Here is an 18,099-nt window from a genome sequence, read left to right on the forward strand (position 1 = left end):
CACGATCCGACTCCGAGGGGTCAGGATTCCTCACAGGGACAGAACACGTCGCCTGTCCGATGACGGTCAATAGGCCGACCGAACAGTCGTCTCATGCTCTGACCGACGAGTAGATAGTCGCCTACGGTGGCGGAACGGAGCGCTACCCTGTCGTGTCAGCGGTTAACACACTGTAGCTTGATCACACGGCGATCTGATGGGTATCGGGTTTCACTGGTTACCTTCGGTGCCGTAACTGACGCCGTCCTTGGCGTCCGCCCGCATTCGGCGAAGGGTCGCCTGCGCGTTGCTGGCGTCGTAGCCGAAGAGAACGGATTCGCCGTACTCGTCGGCGACTTTGGCGGCGTGGACCAAGTTGTCGATGTCGACGTCGACGGCGTACAGTTCGACGCTGAACGGACGGTCCAGCGCGTCCTCGAACCCGCTGGCTATCGTTTCGAGCCAGTAGGTCGTCTCGTAGGCCATGTCGTACAGCGGGACGACGAACTCGTCGACGTGTTCCGCGAGCGCGCCGAGGTCCAGTCCCGCCCGCTCGTAGAGATGGCCCGGATACGGGTCCGGGTAGAGCGTGAAGTAGGTCGTTCCCGGGATCCGGTCTGCGGCCTCGGCGACGAAGTCCGTGATGACCTCGGCCCGCCAGGCGAACCGGTCGTCGTAGTCGCTTTCCGCGAACCGCTCGTTACACACCTCGCAGTAGCAGTATTCGGGCCGGGGGAAGCCAACGTCGTCCAGACGCACGTCGGGATTGACCGCGGCGCAGTCCTCGACTATCTCCAGTAACCCCTCGCGGTACTTCTCGCGGGAGGGGCAGACGTACCCCCAGTCGAAGTACGTCCGCTCGCGAGTCGCGAGGTCTCCATCCTCGCTGACTGGAACGAGATCAGAGTCGGCCTCGCCCGCCGCGGTGTCGCCGAAGCAGGAGATCATGTTCACACCTTCGGCGACGGGTTCCGCCGCCCGGCCAGTAACGTCTTTGACCTCGTAGAATCCGCGGTCGAACTCCGACCACGCAAGTTCTTCTTCGTTGCGCGTGACGACGCCGTACATACTCACCTGTACTGACCGAACTGGGTAAGGCGTTCCGCTCCGCTTCGAGAAGCGCTAGTCTTCTTCGTACTCTATCTCTGTCGGTGTGCTGTCGGTTGACAGCATCTTGAACGCGATCATAACCAGTGCCACGGCCAACAGGACCTTTACTTTCCTGGACATACCCTTTGTTACGTTCCGAAAGTATATAGAATTTCTGGGGCGTATCCGCTAGGCTGATCCGATGTGATCCGGAATCTTCTCGCGGATGATCGTCTCGCAGTACTCACAACGTACGCCGTCGGGAAGTACTTCGAACTTCGAGTCGACGGGTTCCTCGTCCGTAGTGATGCAGTTCCGGTTCGGACACGAGAGGACGCCGCGGACGTGATCGGGACGTTCTAACCGGTGTTTGTCGATCACTTCGTAATCCCGAACGATGTTGATAGTCGCATCCGGGGCGATGAGCGACAGTACGTCGACCTCGTCCTGACTGAGTTCTCGCCCTTCGACCTTGACGATGTCCTTGCGGCCGAGGCGGTCGCTGGGGACGTTCATTCCGATACTGACCTGTTCGCCGCCCGTCCCGTCGATGTCGAGGATGACGAGCACGTTCAACGCCTGGCCGCCGGGGACGTGGTCGATGACGGTACCGTCGCGGATCTTGCTGACGCGGAGTTCGTGGTCGCTCATTCGGAATCACCGAGGAGGAGATCGAGCAGTGCCATGCGCACCGGCACGCCGTTGTGCGCCTGCTCGAAGTATTTCGCGTGGTCGGTGTCGTCGACGTCGGCCGCGATCTCGTCGACGCGCGGCAGGGGGTGCATCACGGTCAGGTCGTCGCTCGCCGCCTCCAGCGTCTCGGCGTCGATCTGATACTCGCCGGCCACGGCGTGGTACTCGTTCTCGTCGGGGAACCGCTCGCGCTGGATACGGGTGACGTACAGCACGTCTAGTTCCGGCAGGATATCCGTCAGGTCGGTGTGCTCGCGGACCATCGCTCCCGACTCGTGCAGGTCGTATCGGACGCTCCGGGGTATCTGGAGGCTTTCGGGGCTGATGAAGTGCTGGTGCGCGTCGAAGTTCGTCAGTGCGTGGGCAAGCGAGTGGACCGTCCGACCGTACTTCAGGTCGCCCATGATACCGATCGTCAGGTCGTCGAGTCCGGCGTTTTCGCGGATGGTGTATAGGTCGAGCAGCGTCTGTGTGGGGTGGTGGCCAGCCCCGTCGCCGGCGTTCAGCAGCGGGACGTCGACGTACTCGCCGGTCAGTTTGGCCGCGCCCTGTCGGGGGTGCCGGAGGACGAGCGCGTCGGCGTACCCTTCGATCACCCGCACGGTGTCGGCGAGACTCTCGCCTTTCTTGACGCTCGAAGACTCGACCGATCCCATGTCGACGACGTCACCGCCGAGTCGTTTCATCGCCGTCTCGAAGCTCATCTTCGTCCGGGTACTCGGTTCGAAAAAGAGCAGGCCTAACAGCGCTCCGGGGTGGCGGTCGCCGTACGCCGCCGGGTCAGCGTCGAACTCCGCGGCCCGGTCGAGGACGGTTTCGATGTCCGCCCGCGACAGTTGTCGTGCCGTGATGAGATGGTCGTGCCGCATCGTGTAGGCTGGGACGCCCCGGCCTATTCAATTCTCCCCATCGGCTCCGGAGGTTGATAGGGGATGACGCGGCGAGGTGCCGTATGCTCGCTATCGCCGGGGGGAAAGGTGGCTGTGGGAAGACGACGACGGCGCTCGGCCTGGCACGGGCGCTGGGGCGGGCGGGTCGAACGGCTCTCGCCGTCGACGCGGACCGTGAAATGCCGAACCTGCACGCACTTGCCGGCGTTCCTGACGAGCCGTCAGTCACGGACGTTTCGGCGACGGCCGACCCCGCAGCCATCGCGCACCAGGACCCCGCCACCGCGGGCGTCAGGATCCTCCCTGCGGCCGGCCGAGACGACCCGGACGCGGCGCAGTCGCTTCGTCACCTCTCTCGGTGCGAGCGCCGCGTCTTGCTCGACTGTCCCGCCGGTGCAGGTCCCGACGCCGCCGACCCGCTACGCGTCGCCGACCGCGCTATCGTCGTTTCGTTGCCGACTGAGGAGAGCCTGCGGGACGCCGCGAAAACCGCCGCGATGGCTCGCGCACTTGACACCGCCGTCGTCGCGGGGGCTGTCGTCCGTACCGACGAAACCCCCGAGAGCGTCAACCGACTGCTCGGGACGGATGCGGTCGTCGCGGTTCCCGATGGCGGCGACGACCCGCTCCGGTCCTCGGCGACCGCGAGGGCGTACCGGCAGTTGAACGTAAAAGCCGGCCTCGCAGGCGACTGACCGGCCCGGGGGCGGTCGGCGTTCTCCGCTGGAACACGCTGTCTAGCCAAAGTATTATTTATACCCTGTCCAATTACTTCCCAGTTGAATGGCTGGCCGACTAGAGACCGGAATCGACGTCCTCGACCGGAAACTGAACGGCGGCGTCCCGCCCGGATCTATCGTTGCCCTCACGGCGTCACCGGCTAGCCAGGCGGAACTTCTGTTGTACGAACTCACCGCCGCGCGGGGAACGCTGTATCTCACGACGCAACGCTCCGATCAGGCCGTCAGAGACGCGGTGGAGGGGACGAACACCCAGGTCGGAAGCCCGACAGTCAGAGACGTGGGGGGAAGCGAACCGCTCGACGAGGCCAACCGACTGATCCGCGCGCTCCCGGAAGGCGCGAACCTCATCATCGATCCGGTGGACACACTGGAACGCCGCGAACCCGCGCGTTACCGGAACTTCCTCAACGAACTCCAGACCCACATGGTAAACACCGGCTCTATCGCCGTGTTGCACTGTCTGGACGGCCAAAACCCCCCAGAAAACAGGGATTCGACCCAGCATATGGCCGATCTGGTTTTCGACCTCGACACGCGCGTCGAGGGGACCGATATGGTGAACCGCCTCGCCGTTCCGAAGTTCCGGGGCGGCCGCGCGCTCACGGAGACGATCAAACTCGAACTGACCGAGGAAGTCGCCATCGACACCAGCCGCGACATCGCGTGAGTTATACTGTCGGCTGTACTCCCTTGAAGAATATCGGACTCCCCGGAAGCCCGAGTATCGTTCCGAAGGTACAGCCGACAGTATTAGTCCGACCGCGGGCCGCGGGTCCGCTGGTGGACGAACCGCATCACGCCAGTCGAGAAGGCCAGGCCGACTCGTGCAGTTACCGCCGCCGCGACCAGAATTCCGACAGGCCCGGCGTTCACCGCCATCAGCGTCGTCGGGATCGATAGCACGAGGACAGCGGCGAGATACTGGAGCGCGAACTCGAAGTAGGGACCGCCGTCGACCGCCCGGGCGTAACTTTCCCTCAGCGCGGCGACCACGGAGGTGTCGCGCGCGACGATCAGGTACGGCGTCGCGAAAAACAGGTAGTTCAACAGGAGAAAGAGAGGGAACAGGAGGAGGACGAGCGGTCCGGTGAGAACGCCGAGAACGACTGCCGCGAACACGACGGTCCACACCAGCGCGTTGTAGGCGACCAACCGGACGAAGTACCGTTCGACGGCGGCCGCGAAGTCGTACCGGCCGTCGTCGAGTCCGTCGCTGATACTGCCGAGGTACCCCGCCGCCAGCACGCTGTGGACGACGAAGATGATCGGAAGCAGCCACAGGGGCGACGTGACGCGGACGCCCGGTCCCACGGACGGCAAACTCACGAACGACCAGAGGTCGACGACGACAGCAGGAAACCGGATCGCGACGCCGGCGTGGAATCTGCCGGGGCCGGCCACGCTCAACGCCTGTTGGACCTTTTCGAACGCCAGCAACGCCGTGACCAGCGGGACGACCGCCAGGTGGATGAGGCGCTCGGACCGCCGCCACGCGTCGGCGAACCAGGTCGGGATGCTACCCATGGTTCAAACCTACGGCGGTCGGACAGCGCGGTTCGACGGCTATCGGCCGGTTGGAGCGAGTGGTTGACATAGGTTTTCCCCGTGTGTCTGGTGAGAAAAACCTGCTGGTAGGGGCGGAGAAAACAGAAAAGCGCCGCGGCGTTACTCTTCGGCGTCTTCGAGTTCGTCGACTATCTCGTCGGCGTCGACGTCGGCGTCTTCGAGGGCGTCCTCGATGTCGCCGCCGCCCATGCCTCCGCCCATCATGCCGCCCAGGCCGCCCATCATGCCGGCGCCCTCGCCGAGGGTCTCCTGCACGATGATGCGGTCGAGGTCGAGACGGTCGACCACGTCCTGTGCGACCTGCTGTTTCGACATCATCCACTGCTGGTTCATCGCCAGCTGGGGCGTGGACTCGATGTAGAGCGTCTCCTTCTCGACGGTCTGCGTCTCGAACTCGGGTTCGGAGTCATCGTCGTCGTCCTCGTCGTCGACCTGGACCTCCTCTTCCACTTCGTCGGTCTCGATCCACATGTCGAGGTCGACGTCGACGTACATGCCGATCAGGCCTTTCGCCTGCTCGACGCGGTCCTCGACGAGGTCGAGAATCTCGTACTCGTAGTCGACGGCTTCGCCGGCGAGCGGGTGGTTGAAGTCGACGCGGGCGCGGCCGCCGATGATCGTCTCGACGTGGCCGTGTTCGCCGTCGATGTTGACGTGCGCGCCGGGGTAGCGCTCGTCCTCGGGGAGCTTCTCGGCGCTGACGGTGCGGACCTCCTCGTCGTCGCGCTCGCCGAACGCCTCCTCGGCGGGGACGGTCACGCTACCGGAATCGCCGACTTCCTTGCCGTAGATGTCCTCCTCCACCGCGGCGAAGATGTGGCCCTCGCCCAGCACCACGACGCGCGGTTCGAACGTCTGGTCCTGGTCGTCAACGCCCTCTTCCTCGGCGACTTCGGGGTCGGTCGTGTCGACGAGCTGGCCGTCTTCGGTGCGAGCGGTGTAATCGAGACGGACGAAATCACCTTGCTGCAGTCCCTCCTCCTGTTCTACTTCCTCTTCGCTCTCGGTGGCGTCCGCTTCATCGGCCTGTTCGGCCTCTGGTTCTTCGCTCATACATTGTACGTCTCTCGGTCGGCATTTAAGAACCACGTTTTCACCGCGTCAGCGGTCCCGTCGGTCGCGCGAGACGTGGTGGAAGTTCGAAACGACGCTCGATCAGGGTCTATCGCCGTCTCCGTAAGCAACCCTTTTTAGCGGCCTCGCCCTCTCCGGGGGTATGTTCGAGGTCGAAGTGAAGGTTCGGGCCGACCACGATGCCGTCCGCGACCGACTGGAGGCGGTCGGCGCGGAATCGGTCGGAGCCGTCGTTCAGGAGGACACGTATTACGACGCCCCGCACCGAAGTTTCGCCGAGACGGACGAGGCGCTTCGTATCCGCCGCGAACGGTCGCCCGAGGCCGAGGCCGAGACCGCGCGCGTCACCTACAAGGGACCGCTCGTCGACAGAGCGTCCAAGACGCGCGAGGAGTTCGAGACCGGAGTCGACGACGGCGAGACGATGGCTGCTATCCTCGACGGCCTCGGTTTCGACCCGGCCGCGACGGTCAGCAAGGGCCGAGACCGATACACCGTCGACGGCTACGCCGTTACGCTCGACGCGGTCGACGGTCTCGGCGAGTTCGTGGAGGTCGAGACCGAAACGGACGAGGCGGGCGTCGAGACGGCCAGGGAGGGCGCGTACGACGTACTTCGGCGACTCGGACTCGACCCCGAGACGCAGATACGAACGTCGTATCTGGGACTGCTTCTCGAAGAGCCGAACGCGGGGGATAACTGATGAACATTACCGGTGTGTCGTAGGTTTCCGCAAGTTATAGAACAGCCGACAGTGAAATTTGGTGCAATGACCGAGCGGAACATCACCGTCGAGTCCATCGAGCGACTCGCAATCGAGGACCAGGAGGTTGAGATCGTCGAGCGGAAAGGTATCGGCCACCCCGATTCGATCTGTGACGGCGTCGCGGAGAGCGTCTCTAGCGCCCTCGCCCAGGCGTATCTCGACCGCGTTGGGAAGGTGTTACACTACAACACGGACGAGACACAGCTAGTCGCCGGCAACGCCGCGCCGGCGTTCGGCGGCGGCGAGGTGATCGAGCCTATCTACCTGCTCATCGTCGGTCGTGCGACGAAAGAGTACGGTGATGTGCGGATCCCGGCCGAGACCATCGCGCTCGAGGCCGCCCGCGACTATCTGAACGAGAACATCCCCGAACTCGACGTCGGAACGGACATCGTCGTCGACGTGAAACTCGGCGAGGGAAGCGGCGACCTTCAGGAAGTGTTCGGCGAGGAGGGACAGACGGTCCCGATGGCCAACGACACTTCCTTCGGCGTCGGCCACGCGCCCCTGACCGAGACGGAGCAGATCGTCCGCGAAGCCGAACGCAGCCTCACCGGCGAGTACGCCGACGAAAACCCCGAGGTCGGTCCGGACGTGAAGATCATGGGCAAACGCGAGGGCGACCACATCGACGTGACCGTCGCCGCGGCCATCGTCGACGAGTACGTTTCTGATCTCGATGAGTACGACGCTACCGTCAACGCCATCCGCGAGCACGTTCAGCGTCTCGCGGCGGACTACACCGACCGCGACGTGACGGTCCACGTAAACACCGCCGACGACTACGAGGACGGCTCTATCTACCTCACCGTCACCGGCACCTCGGCCGAACAGGGCGACGACGGCTCCGTCGGCCGCGGGAACCGCGCGAACGGGCTCATCACGCCGAACCGCTCGATGAGCATGGAGGCGACCAGCGGCAAGAACCCCGTCAACCACATCGGAAAGATATACAACCTGCTGTCGACGGACATCGCCGAGAGCGTCGTCGCGGAAGTGGACGGCATCCGCGACCTGCGAGTCCGACTGCTCAGCCAGATCGGCCGCCCCATCGACCGCCCCCACGTCGCCGACGCCCAGGTCGTCACTGAGGAGGGCATCTCCGTCGAGGACATCGAGGACGACGTCGCCGCTATCGTCGAGGAGAAACTCGCGAACGTCACCGACATCACCGAGCGAGTGATCGACGGCGAACTCTCTACCTTCTGAGAGGGACTGTTGTAACTGTGTCCCGGTATTCGCCGACCCCGTGTCGTCGAGCTACCGAAATGACGGACAATAGCCCTTATGACCGTAGATGGCGGGTGCGCCCGTCGCCCGAAGGCTGTTTATCTCCCCGCGGTCAACTGGTCGATATGAAACCCCCGGGAGCGGACACCGTCGTCGTGCGGTACGGCGACATCAACCAGAAGAGCGGTAGCGTCCAGCGCGACATGGCGGGACGCCTCGTGGAGAACGTCGAGGCGTTGCTGTCAGACCGCGACATCGCCGCCGAGGTCGAACACCGATGGACGCGTCCGCTCGTTCACACCGCCGAGTCCCAGGTCGAGGCGGCGACCGACGCCGTCAGCGACGCGTTCGGCGTCGTCTCCGCCAGCCCCGCGCTCGTCGTGTCGGCCGAGCGGGCGGCCATCGAGGACGCGCTGGCTCGCGCCGCACGGGAGCACTACGACGGGGGAACGTTCGCCGTCGACGCACGCAGGGCGGGCGATTCACTTCCGTTCACCAGCAAGGACGTCGAGGAGTTCGGCGGCCAGGCGGTCTGGGAGTCGGTCGAGGACGAGTTCGCGCCCGAGGTCGACCTCGACGACCCTGACCTCACCTTCTTCGTCGAGTGCCGCAAGGAGGGCGACGCGTTCGTCTTTCTGGAAAAGCGGGCGGGGCCGGGCGGACTGCCGCTCGGCAGTCAGGCCCCGGTCGTCGCACTCGTCAGCGGCGGCATCGACTCGCCGGTGGCCGCCTACGAGGTGATGAAACGCGGCGCGCCGATAGTTCCCGTCTACGTGGACCTGGGCGACTACGGCGGCCCGGACCACGAGGCGCGGGCGATGGAAACGGTCAGAACGCTCGCGGAGCGCGCGCCGAACTTCGATTTCCGCGTCCGGCGCGTTCCCGCGGGCGACACCGTCTCCCTGCTGGTCGACGAACTCGAACAGGGCCGGATGCTCGCGTTCCGACGGTTCATCTACCGCGTCGCCGAACGCGTCGCGGAGCGCGAGGGTGCCCACGGCATCGTCACGGGCGAGGCGCTCGGACAGAAGTCGAGCCAGACCGCCCGAAACTTCGGCGTGACGAGTCGGGCGACGGACCTTCCGGTTCACCGCCCGCTCCTCTCGCTCGACAAAAACGAGATCACGGAACGGGCGAGGCGGATCGGCACGTTCAGCGACTCGACGATACCCGCGGGCTGTAACCGCTTCGCGCCGGACCAGGCGGAGACGAACGCCCGGATCGAACCCCTCCGCGAGGCGGAGCCAGACGACCTGTTCGAGCGCGCGGAACGTGCCGCCGAGGCGTCGGAGTACGTCGACCCCTAACGGCCGCCGCAGCGGTCGCGTTCCTCGCGTCCGCCCGCTCTCACGCCTGCTGACTGATCGCGTACGGATGATCGACCTTCAGGTCGACGTATGCGAGCGCCAGATGCACCAGTACCGCCAGCATCAGCAGACCTTCGTTCCACCACGGCGAGTCGTACCAGACCAGGTCGATGAAGTACGGCCTGTCGAAGAACGGCCAGAACGGTTCGAGCGGTTTCGCGATGTCCGGCGCGGACAACGTGTCGGCGAAGAGGTGGCTCATCCCGCCGAGAAACAGGCCGCCTGCGACGAACAGAAACAGCGCACCCGGCGAAGCGCTGTACCCTCGCTCTTTTAGGAACAGTCGGTCGAGACGCTCTTTCAGCGCGTACTCGGTGATCGCGCCGACAATCACTGCGACACCGGTTACGAACACGATAGTGTGTGTCACGCCGTGGTGCGGAACCGGTAGGTACAGGTCGAGGTCGGGTAGATTTGCCGTCGCGACTGTGAAGCCGATGAACGCGAGGCTCACTCTCCCGTCCCAGAGCAACCAGGCCGGAACGGCAAACAGCAATGCCATTCCGAGGTGTCCAAGCGGAGCAACCATCGATCTGAATGCTGTACAACGCCGAAGCTTAATAACCGTCGCCGAAACGCTGCGGCCGAGGCGAAATTCACATTACTGCGCGAGGCGGATCAACGGACAGTGACCCGCGTCTGTCTCGTCGGTTCCGACGGCGTCGACCTCCGCTTCGAACTCCTCTCCAGGGAGACCGCTCGCGAGGCGCTGGCGACGTACGACCTCTCCCGACCGTACGAGAACACGCTCGCGCTTGAAACCGTCTCGGTCGGCGCGGCCGTCTCTCTGCTCAACGACCTCAACTGGTATCTCGTCCGCTTCGCCGACGCGGCCCTCGTCAGGGACCCGAGCGTCAGCGAGTCGGAGTGGCTCTCTCGCAACCTGGCGGAGGCGCTCCGCAACGACAGAGTATCGCCCGACGCGACCGACGAGTATCTCCGCCTGTACGGCGTCGACGACGGCGAACTCGTCGAACCGCTGTTCGTCACGCGGACGGACGGCGAGACCCCCGAGTACGACCTGCGCGACGTGACCGAGACGGTGACAGTGCGCGTAACGGAGACAGAGTTCGGCCGATGATCACCAACGAACACGTCCCCGCTGCCGATTCGCTGTACGTCACCGTCGACGACCGCCGTCTCCACTACCTGCGGGCCGGCGACTCGGGGCCGCCGCTGGTTTTCCTCCACGGCGGCGGCGTCGACGACGCGACGGTGTCGTGGAAACACGCCGTGCCGTATTTCGCCGAGAGGTATCAGGTGTACGCTCTGGACTGGCCCGGGTACGGAGAGAGCGACGACGCCGGGGTGACTCCGACGACGGAGTTCTACACCGAGACGCTCGCCGGGTTCCTCGACGCCGTCGGTCTGGACTCGGCGACCCTGGTGGGGATCTCGATGGGCGGCGCGGCGGCGCTCACGCTTGCCGTCCGCGATCCGGCCCGGGTCGATCGCCTCGCACTGGTCGACAGTTACGGCCTCAGCGACGCCGTCCCAGGCGGTATCGGGTCGTACTTCCTCGCGAACGCGCCGTTTGCAAACACGTTCGGTCGGTTCGCCTTCGGTGCTAACCGCGCCGCGGCGCGGACGGCGCTGCGAAACATCGTCTACGACGCCGACGCCGTCGACGGGGAGTTCGTCGACGACGTCCGCGACCGCATCCGCCGGCCCGACTCCGGCGAAGATTTCGTCGCTTACCTCCGCCACGAGTTCTCTCCGAGCGGCGTCCGAACCAGTCACGAGACGAACTTCGCGTCGGTTCGGATCCCGACGCTCGTGGCCCACGGCCGCGAGGATCCGTTGCTTCCGGTCGAGTGGTCCGAAGCGGCCGCTCAGTCGCTCCCGAACGGGGAACTCGCCGTCTTCGAGGAGTGTGGTCACTGGCCGCCGCGGGAGCGTCCGGGACAGTTCAACGAGACGCTCGCGGACTTTCTCGCGCGGACTTCCCCGCAACCGTAGCGATACCCGCAGGCGTCGTCCGAGTCCGCTCCCAACCGACAACATCTCCAGAATACGGGAACGAGCGCCGATACGGCCCTTCTCACCGATAGATCGAATCCACCGACCAAACATTTTACCGACCACCCTTACGTCCCCGAGGCGGTAAGGCAGAACTGAGTGAACACTCACAGTGATCGAAACCCTAGCTCTCCGGTAGACATCCTACTCGTCGAGGACAACCCCGGCGACGTTCGGCTCACGCGGGAGGCGTTCGACACGGCTGACTTCGAGGTGACGATTGACGCAGTCAGCGACGGAGCCGACGCACTGGAGTATCTGAACGACCGCGAGGGAACGGATTCGTCGCCGTATCCGGACCTGATCCTTCTGGACCTGAACCTGCGCCGTATGGACGGGTTCGAAGTTCTTGAAAACATCAGAGACGACCCAGTTCTCTCGCGGCTTCCGGTACTCGTCTTGACTAGTTCTGAAGCCCAAGAAGACATCATACGGAGCTACGAGCTTTCGGCGAACGCGTATCTCACGAAACCGAGCGGCCCGGACGAGTTCGTCTCGCTGGTGCGGGCGGTCAGAGATTTCTGGGTCGAGGCAGTGCATCTTCCGTGCGTCGATCCGTAGCCTCCGGTCGACGACCGACGCGGCGGTCCGTCGCCGTCTGCTTCGGACAGCCTCAGTCGAACAGACCCGTCGTGAGATACCGCTCGCCGCTGTCCCAAAACACCGTGACGACGAGCGGGCAGTCGTCGTAGTCCGCGGACCCCCCGCTTCCCGCCCGACCGGTCGACGAATGCGGTTCGCCCCCGTCGGACTGGACGGAGGGACCCGTCGCACCGGTCGGGGCGGGCGGGCAGTTCCGCTCCGGTTCAGCGATACGTTCCGCGACCCGCTTCGCGGCGATGCTCGTCGCGCCGCTCGACTGGCCGACGAGGATCCCCTCCTCGCGGGCGAGGCGGCGACACTCCGCCTCGGCGTCTTCGAGCGGTACCGTCTCGACGTCGTCGACGAGACTCAGATCCAGGTTCTCGCTGACGAAGCCGGGACCCATCCCCTGGTAGTCGTCGTCGCCGGATTCGCCGGTCGATAGAACGGCGTTTTTCTCGGGTTCGACGGCGACTATCTCCACGTCCGGGAACTCTTCGCGGAGGCGTTTCCCGGTACCCGACAGCGTTCCGCCCGTTCCGACGCCTGCGACGAACGCGTCGATATCTCGGTCCTCGACCTGTTCCAGTATCTCCGCGCCGGTCGTCTCGTAATGTGACTGGGGGTTCGCCGGGTTCTCGAACTGTCCCAACTGAACCGCGCCGGTTTCGGCGACTAACTCGTCGGCACGCTCTCGGGCCGTTTCCATCTCGCCGTCGACGAGTTCGAGTTCAGCGCCGTACGCCTGCATGATCCGACGACGCTCCGGCGATTTCGAGGCGGGCAGTACGATAGTGATGTCGTAGCCCCGCGCGGCGGCGACCAGGGAGAGGCCGATACCGGTGTTGCCGCTCGTCGGTTCGACGAGGTGGTCGCCGGGTTCGATCAACCCCTCGCGTTCGGCGGCCCGCACCATCGCCAGCGCCGGCCGGTCCTTGGCGGACCCCCCCGGGTTGAACGATTCGACCTTCGCCGCGACGGTCGCCCCCTCGGGGGATCCGATCTGGACGAGGGGGGAGCCGATAGCGTCCAGAATGCTCTCTTTCATTGCACAGTCCTAGGTGACTCCACGGTAAACTACTGCCGGACTCCGGCAGGACGTGCCGCCGCCAGCCTCCGGGAACCGGGCACGTTTCGACGCTGCCGCTACAGTTCGACAGCCCCGATCCATCGCTCGTTCCCCTCCACGTCACACCAGTCCGTGTGCGCATCGGCACAGCGGTCGTGGAGCAGTCGACCGCAGTGACACAGGACGCGCTCTTCCCCCGACCCTATCACCTTTCGACAGAGCGTACATCGCTGTTGCATCGTTTGTGGTGTACAGTTTGCACCGCAATAAATCGTGTAACGATTCTCTCGACAGGTGGCCCTGCGCAAGAAATAGGATTATATTGCCGGATTTCGGGGTTCGCAGGGAGCGCGGCGGTTAAATCGCTGGAACGCCAACTGCGGTGTATGGAACTCGACACGATGCAGCCGACTCCGACGTTCGACGAGACGGCGTACGAGGACACCGTCGACACACTGGCGGCTCACGACGACCTGACGTACAAAGTGTGGGGCGGCGACTGGTGCAAGGACTGTCGCGCCGCACTTCCCGACTTCGCCGCCGCGCTGGACGCCGCCGGGATACCTGACGACCGGATCGAACACTACCCCGTCGAGCGCGAAGACGGCGAGAAGGTCGGTCCACTCGTCGAGGAGTACGGGATCGAACTCATCCCCACGATCATCGTCGAGCGAAACTCGACGGACAGTCAGAACTCCTCGGCCGCCGATGACGCCGTCGAACGCGATGGCGACGAGGTCGCCCGTTTCGTCGAAGAAGAGGACCGCCCTGCCGCCACGTTCATCGCCGAACAGTTAGAGGAACTCGAAACGTCGCCGTAACTACAGTAGCCAGTGAAAGTCATTGCACACTCGATCGCCTGCTATCGGGCGATCACTGTGTGAACCGTTTCACCGGCTACTACACCGCCCGGCACTGTCGGCCGGATCCGACCCCTTCTCTCTGGTCCGCGTGCCTACTTCTCTTCCGTGATAGTGAGGATGCCGTCGTTGACGGTCACGTCGGAAGCGTCGTCCGGTACGTCGAACTCGAACTGGCTCCCGTCCACGACGACGATGGCCGTGCCGTCGACGATGTCGACCACCGGTTTGTCACCCGTCGGTCCGAAGTCGACGACGACGACGCTCTCGTCGTCGTACTCGCGTTTGCCGATCTCGATTGCGTCCCGTTCCCCGGCTACTTTTTCGAGTGCTGCTGGTGTCTCCATACCGAACAGAAAGGGATTGACGCCCGTAAGCGACATCCCAAAACAGTTGCCTCCCACCCGCCTCCGGGGCCCGAACCGACCTTCCGTTCGCTCTACACTCCGTCTCCTGTATCCGCCGTGCCCGGCACGAGATCCTCCGCCCACTCCATCGCCGCGTCCACGTCGGTCTGGGGCGGCGAACAGGTGAACGAGCGGCAGACATACAGCGTCGCCCGTCCGCCGTCCTCAGTGCGGTTCGTCCAGATCGGCGGCGCGTCGTCGAGGTCTAACTCGTCCAACCACTCTGCGAGGCCGTCCTCGGTCGGCGGGCGGCGAGACAGGATCCGGTTCGGGAGGTACTCGCCGGCGAACCGGGCGCGCCAGGACTCGGGCACGTCGTCGGCGACGACCGTGAGTTCGAGGCCGCCCGTCTCCACGCGGTCGGCGGCCATCGCCAGCGAGGAGTACTCGACCGGACTCGACCGTATCCGGTCGCCGTGCGTGCCGACGACCGCCTCGGCTATCTCCGCGAAGTCGTCGTGCGGGACGAAGTGGTCGAGCGAGAGCAGGAGGTCGAGAGCCACGCCGACGCTCGAAGGTGTCGACTGGTCGCGGAGTTCCTGCGGGCGCGTGACCAGTTCCTCGCCGCTCTCCGGCGTGTAGTACAGCGTCTCCGCGTCCCCGTCCCAGAACTCCGCCTCGATCGCTCGGGCAAGGTCGAGCGCGAACCGGAGATACTGCACGTCGCCGGTCGCCTCGTACAGGACGAACGCGCCGCGGCCGAGGAAAGCGTAATCCTCCAGGTAGCCGTCGCCTTTGACGTCCTCACCGGGAGACTCCGTCTCCCGAGCCTCCGAGTCCGCGGACTCGGAGACATCCTTGTACCGACGGCTCAGCCGCCCCGTCTCCTCGTCCCAGAGATGCTGGCGGACGAACGACAGCGCGTCCTCGGCGAGCGTCGCGTACGCCTCGTCCAGCACGATGCCGCCTTCGGCGAGCGCGGCGATCATCAGGCCGTTCCACCCCGCCAGCACCTTCTCGTCGCGGCGGGGGCGCGGCCGATCGGCGCGGGCCCGAAACAGTTCGTCGGTTCCCGCGTCGAGTTGCTTCTCCACGGCGTCTGGGTCGATGTCATACTCGTCGGCGAGGCTCTCGACGCTCTCGCTGATCGTCAGCACCGTTGTTCCCCCCTCGAAGTTGCCCGACGGCGTGATCCCGTAGCGGTCGCAGATCAGGTCCGCCGTCTGCTCGTCGAGGACGGCCCGGACTTCCGCCGGCGTCCAGACGTAGAACGCGCCCTCCTCGTCGCCCGGTTCGTCGTCGCGTTCGTCGGCGTCCGGAACCCGACTCTGGGGGACGGCGCTCTGGGCGTCGAGCGTGCTGAAGAACCCACCTTCCGGGTGGGTAAGCTCCCGTTCCACGAACGCGAACGTCTCGCGGGCTACCTCGGCGTACCGCTCCTCTCCGGTCACCTGGTAGCCGGCGAGATACGCCCGCGGGAGCTCCGCGTTGTCGTACAGCATCTTCTCGAAGTGAGGCACTGTCCAGTCGGCGTCCGTCGCGTAGCGGTGAAACCCGCCGCCGACGTGGTCGTACACGCCCCCGTCCGCCATCGCGTCGAGCGTCTCCTCGACGACCTCTCGATACGTGTCTCGACCGGTCCGGGCGTGCGCCCGCAGGAGGAGGTCGATGCGCTGTGGCTGCGGGAACTTCGGTCCTCCGGAGCCGAACCCGCCGTGTTCGCGGTCGGCGTTGCGGAGCACGGCGTCGGCGGCCGTCTCTAGTATCTCGCTCCCCGGCGCAGCCCCGCCCGCACCCGGCGTCTCCTCCAGTCGGTCCGTCGCCGCATCGGTCCACTGCTGTGCCCGGTTTTCCATCTCCTCGCGGTCCGTCTCCCAGGAGTTCGCGATGTTCTCCAGCAGGTCGCCGAACCCGGGCATCCCGCGCTTTTCCTCTCTCGGGAAGTACGTCCCGACGTAGAACGGCTTTCCCTCCGGCGTCAGCCAGACGGAGAGCGGCCACCCGCCGCGCCCGCTGACGAGTTGGCAGACAGTCTGGTAGATGCTGTCCAGATCGGGCCGCTCCTCGCGGTCGACCTTTATCGGGACGAAGTCCTCGTTGAGCATGTCGGCTATCTCTCCGTCCTCGAAGCTCTCCTCCTCCATCACGTGACACCAGTGGCAGGCGGAGTAGCCGACCGAGAGGAAGATTGGAACGTCTCGCTCTTTCGCCGCTTCCAGAGCCTGTTCGTCCCAGGGCTGCCAGTTCACGGGGTTGTCCGCGTGCTGGCGCAAGTACGGGCTCTCCTCCTCGTCGAGGCGGTTGCGGTCCGTCGGTGCGCTCATGGCCGGACGTAGTGTCCGGAGACTCGTAAACCCCAAGTCGTCGGTACGACTGCCGCGTATCGGCGGCGTCGGCAGTTCCCGTGTTATATCCACGGACATGCATTATACCCCCGGCGCGAAAAGAAAACTTTACACCTCCGTGCTCACCACCAACGTCTATGACGGAGACTGTCCTGCTGGTCGGCGGCGGCGGCCGCGAACACGCTATTGCTCGCTCGCTGTCGGAGTCGGACTGCGACCTGTACGCCTGCGCGGGCAACCGCAACCCCGGCATCACGCGCATCGCCGACGGGTTCGAGAGCCTGGACACGACGAACGTCGACGCGGTGGCCGACTACGCGGAGTCGGTCGACGCGACGCTCGCGGTTATCGGCCCGGAGACGCCGCTCGCCGCGGGCGTCGTCGACGCCCTCGAAGACGTCGGCGTGTACGCGTTCGGCCCGAAACGGGCCGAGGCACGCATCGAGACGGACAAGCAGTTCCAGCGGGAGTTCATGGCCGACCACGATATCCCCGGCTGTCCGGATTTCGCCACGTTCGACGACCCCGAGGACGCGGCGGCGTACATCGACGAGTACGACGGCCACCTCGCGGTCAAGCCCACCGGACTGACGGACGGGAAGGGCGTCCGCGTCACGGGCGACCAGATCACGAAGGCCGAGGCGATGGAGTACGTCCGCGAGAGCGAGTACGAGGAGTTCGTCCTCGAAGAGCGTCTCGTCGGCGAAGAGTTCACTCTGCAGGCGTTCGTCGCGAACGGCGAGGTACGTACCACGCCCGCCGTGCAGGACCACAAGCGCGCCTACGAGGGCGACGAGGGGCCGAACACCGGCGGTATGGGGAGTTACAGCGACTCGATCCCGCAACTCCCGTTCATGAACGAGGCCGATTACCGCGAGGCAGTCCGGATCATCGAGGCGACCGTCGACGCGCTGGACGGCTACCGCGGCGTCCTCTACGGCCAGTTCATGCTCGGTGCGGACGGGCCGCGCGTCGTCGAGTTCAACGCCCGGTTCGGCGACCCCGAGGCGATGAACACGCTACCGGTCCTCGAAACCGACTTCCTCGACGTGCTGACCGCCGCGCGCGACGACGAGTCCCTGCCAGACCTCGATTTCGCCGAAAAGGCGACGGTCTGCAAGTACGCCGTCCCTGAGGGGTACCCGACGGACCCGAAATCCGGTGCGAAAGTCCGGGTCGACGAAGAGAGCGCGGGGGAGGCGTTGCTGTACTACGCTTCAGTGGATGCACGTGATGACGGTATCTACACCACGACGTCCCGGTCGTTCGCCGTCGTCGGCGTCGGCGACACCATCGCCGACGCGGAGGAGATAGCGGAGGACGCGCTCGCCGTCGCCGGCGAGGAGGGCCTGCGGATCCGCCACGACATCGGCACGGCCGACCTCGTTCAGAAGCGCATCGACCACGTGAACGACCTCCGCGGGGCGTAAGCCGCCCTGCGGAACGCCCCAGGTGCGTTTATATCCCGCCGGGACGAACG

General features: G+C 65.2%; 20 protein-coding genes. 10 read left to right on the forward strand and 10 right to left on the reverse strand.

All coding sequences use genetic code 11. From position 1 onward, the window contains the following. Positions 1-210: 210 nt before the first annotated feature. The 3 genes from EYW42_RS06420 to pyrB form a co-directional block, all read right to left on the reverse strand. Positions 211-1,047, reverse strand: a complete 837-nt coding sequence (locus EYW42_RS06420; RefSeq protein WP_135534425.1) for a hypothetical protein — start codon at positions 1,045-1,047, stop codon at positions 211-213. 210 nt (positions 1,048-1,257) lie between these two features. Then, on the reverse strand, positions 1,258-1,719 hold the full coding sequence (gene pyrI, locus EYW42_RS06425) for an aspartate carbamoyltransferase regulatory subunit (RefSeq protein WP_135534426.1): 462 nt from the start codon (positions 1,717-1,719) through the stop codon (positions 1,258-1,260). Next, complete coding sequence (gene pyrB, locus EYW42_RS06430) at positions 1,716-2,630, reverse strand: aspartate carbamoyltransferase (protein WP_135534427.1); 915 nt, start codon at positions 2,628-2,630, stop codon at positions 1,716-1,718. The genes pyrI and pyrB overlap by 4 nt, the downstream gene beginning before the upstream one ends. Positions 2,631-2,713: 83 nt before the next feature. On the opposite strand from pyrB, the gene EYW42_RS06435 reads away from it, so the two are divergent. After that, positions 2,714-3,346 (forward strand): MinD/ParA family ATP-binding protein, encoded by a 633-nt coding sequence (locus tag EYW42_RS06435; RefSeq protein WP_135534428.1) that lies wholly within the window; start codon positions 2,714-2,716, stop codon positions 3,344-3,346. A gap of 88 nt (positions 3,347-3,434) precedes the next feature. Further along, a complete protein-coding gene (locus EYW42_RS06440) occupies positions 3,435-4,061 on the forward strand; it encodes an RAD55 family ATPase (RefSeq protein WP_135534429.1) in 627 nt (208 codons plus the stop codon). A gap of 83 nt (positions 4,062-4,144) precedes the next feature. Here the strand turns inward: EYW42_RS06440 and EYW42_RS06445 are convergent, their stop codons facing one another. Together EYW42_RS06445 and EYW42_RS06450 are read right to left on the reverse strand one after the other, a co-directional pair. Continuing rightward, a complete protein-coding gene (locus tag EYW42_RS06445; RefSeq protein WP_135534430.1) occupies positions 4,145-4,918 on the reverse strand; it encodes a hypothetical protein in 774 nt (257 codons plus the stop codon). 141 nt (positions 4,919-5,059) lie between these two features. Next, positions 5,060-6,013 (reverse strand): FKBP-type peptidyl-prolyl cis-trans isomerase, encoded by a 954-nt coding sequence (locus tag EYW42_RS06450; protein ID WP_135534431.1) that lies wholly within the window; start codon positions 6,011-6,013, stop codon positions 5,060-5,062. A gap of 163 nt (positions 6,014-6,176) precedes the next feature. On the opposite strand from EYW42_RS06450, the gene cyaB reads away from it, so the two are divergent. From cyaB to EYW42_RS06465, 3 genes are all read left to right on the forward strand, one after another. Beyond that, positions 6,177-6,737: a class IV adenylate cyclase gene (gene cyaB, locus EYW42_RS06455; protein ID WP_135534432.1), complete on the forward strand. Its 561-nt coding sequence runs from the start codon at positions 6,177-6,179 to the stop codon at positions 6,735-6,737. A 66-nt stretch (positions 6,738-6,803) separates the two neighbouring features. Then, positions 6,804-8,009 (forward strand): methionine adenosyltransferase, encoded by a 1,206-nt coding sequence (locus tag EYW42_RS06460; RefSeq protein ID WP_135534433.1) that lies wholly within the window; start codon positions 6,804-6,806, stop codon positions 8,007-8,009. A gap of 146 nt (positions 8,010-8,155) precedes the next feature. Beyond that, a complete protein-coding gene (locus EYW42_RS06465) occupies positions 8,156-9,337 on the forward strand; it encodes a tRNA sulfurtransferase (RefSeq protein ID WP_135534434.1) in 1,182 nt (393 codons plus the stop codon). 40 nt (positions 9,338-9,377) lie between these two features. Here the strand turns inward: EYW42_RS06465 and EYW42_RS06470 are convergent, their stop codons facing one another. Beyond that, positions 9,378-9,926, reverse strand: a complete 549-nt coding sequence (locus EYW42_RS06470) for a metal-dependent hydrolase (protein WP_135534435.1) — start codon at positions 9,924-9,926, stop codon at positions 9,378-9,380. A gap of 99 nt (positions 9,927-10,025) precedes the next feature. On the opposite strand from EYW42_RS06470, the gene EYW42_RS06475 reads away from it, so the two are divergent. The 3 genes from EYW42_RS06475 (at position 10,026) to EYW42_RS06485 (ending at position 11,977) form a co-directional block, all read left to right on the forward strand. After that, complete coding sequence (locus tag EYW42_RS06475; protein WP_135534436.1) at positions 10,026-10,478, forward strand: DUF5804 family protein; 453 nt, start codon at positions 10,026-10,028, stop codon at positions 10,476-10,478. Continuing rightward, on the forward strand, positions 10,475-11,356 hold the full coding sequence (locus EYW42_RS06480) for an alpha/beta fold hydrolase (protein ID WP_135534437.1): 882 nt from the start codon (positions 10,475-10,477) through the stop codon (positions 11,354-11,356). Before EYW42_RS06475 ends, EYW42_RS06480 begins: the two co-directional genes overlap by 4 nt. A 159-nt stretch (positions 11,357-11,515) precedes the next feature. Further along, positions 11,516-11,977 carry a response regulator gene (locus EYW42_RS06485; RefSeq protein WP_135534438.1) on the forward strand — a complete coding sequence of 154 codons (462 nt, stop codon included), beginning with the start codon at positions 11,516-11,518 and terminating at the stop codon, positions 11,975-11,977. 52 nt (positions 11,978-12,029) lie between these two features. On the opposite strand, the gene EYW42_RS06490 is transcribed toward EYW42_RS06485, so the two are convergent. Together EYW42_RS06490 and EYW42_RS19445 are read right to left on the reverse strand one after the other, a co-directional pair. Next, positions 12,030-13,046, reverse strand: a complete 1,017-nt coding sequence (locus EYW42_RS06490) for a PLP-dependent cysteine synthase family protein (protein WP_135534439.1) — start codon at positions 13,044-13,046, stop codon at positions 12,030-12,032. 98 nt (positions 13,047-13,144) lie between these two features. Continuing rightward, on the reverse strand, positions 13,145-13,306 hold the full coding sequence (locus EYW42_RS19445) for a hypothetical protein (RefSeq protein ID WP_161972917.1): 162 nt from the start codon (positions 13,304-13,306) through the stop codon (positions 13,145-13,147). 147 nt (positions 13,307-13,453) lie between these two features. Here EYW42_RS19445 and EYW42_RS06495 point away from each other — a divergent pair, with 147 nt between their 5' ends. Further along, positions 13,454-13,888, forward strand: coding sequence for a TlpA family protein disulfide reductase (locus tag EYW42_RS06495; protein ID WP_135534440.1), 435 nt, complete (start codon positions 13,454-13,456; stop codon positions 13,886-13,888). Between the two features lie 134 nt (positions 13,889-14,022). Here EYW42_RS06495 and EYW42_RS06500 read toward each other — a convergent pair whose 3' ends face one another. Further along, entirely contained in the window at positions 14,023-14,274 is a 252-nt protein-coding gene (locus EYW42_RS06500; protein ID WP_135534441.1) for a DUF7127 family protein, read from the reverse strand. 92 nt (positions 14,275-14,366) lie between these two features. Next, complete coding sequence (locus EYW42_RS06505; RefSeq protein WP_135534442.1) at positions 14,367-16,598, reverse strand: thioredoxin domain-containing protein; 2,232 nt, start codon at positions 16,596-16,598, stop codon at positions 14,367-14,369. A gap of 158 nt (positions 16,599-16,756) precedes the next feature. On the opposite strand from EYW42_RS06505, the gene purD reads away from it, so the two are divergent. Beyond that, positions 16,757-18,049, forward strand: a complete 1,293-nt coding sequence (gene purD / locus EYW42_RS06510) for a phosphoribosylamine--glycine ligase (RefSeq protein ID WP_135534443.1) — start codon at positions 16,757-16,759, stop codon at positions 18,047-18,049. Positions 18,050-18,099: the final 50 nt, after the last annotated feature.

It is taken from the genome of Halostella pelagica, from assembly GCF_004762015.1.
Classification (GTDB): Archaea; Halobacteriota; Halobacteria; order Halobacteriales; family Natronoarchaeaceae; genus Halostella; species Halostella pelagica.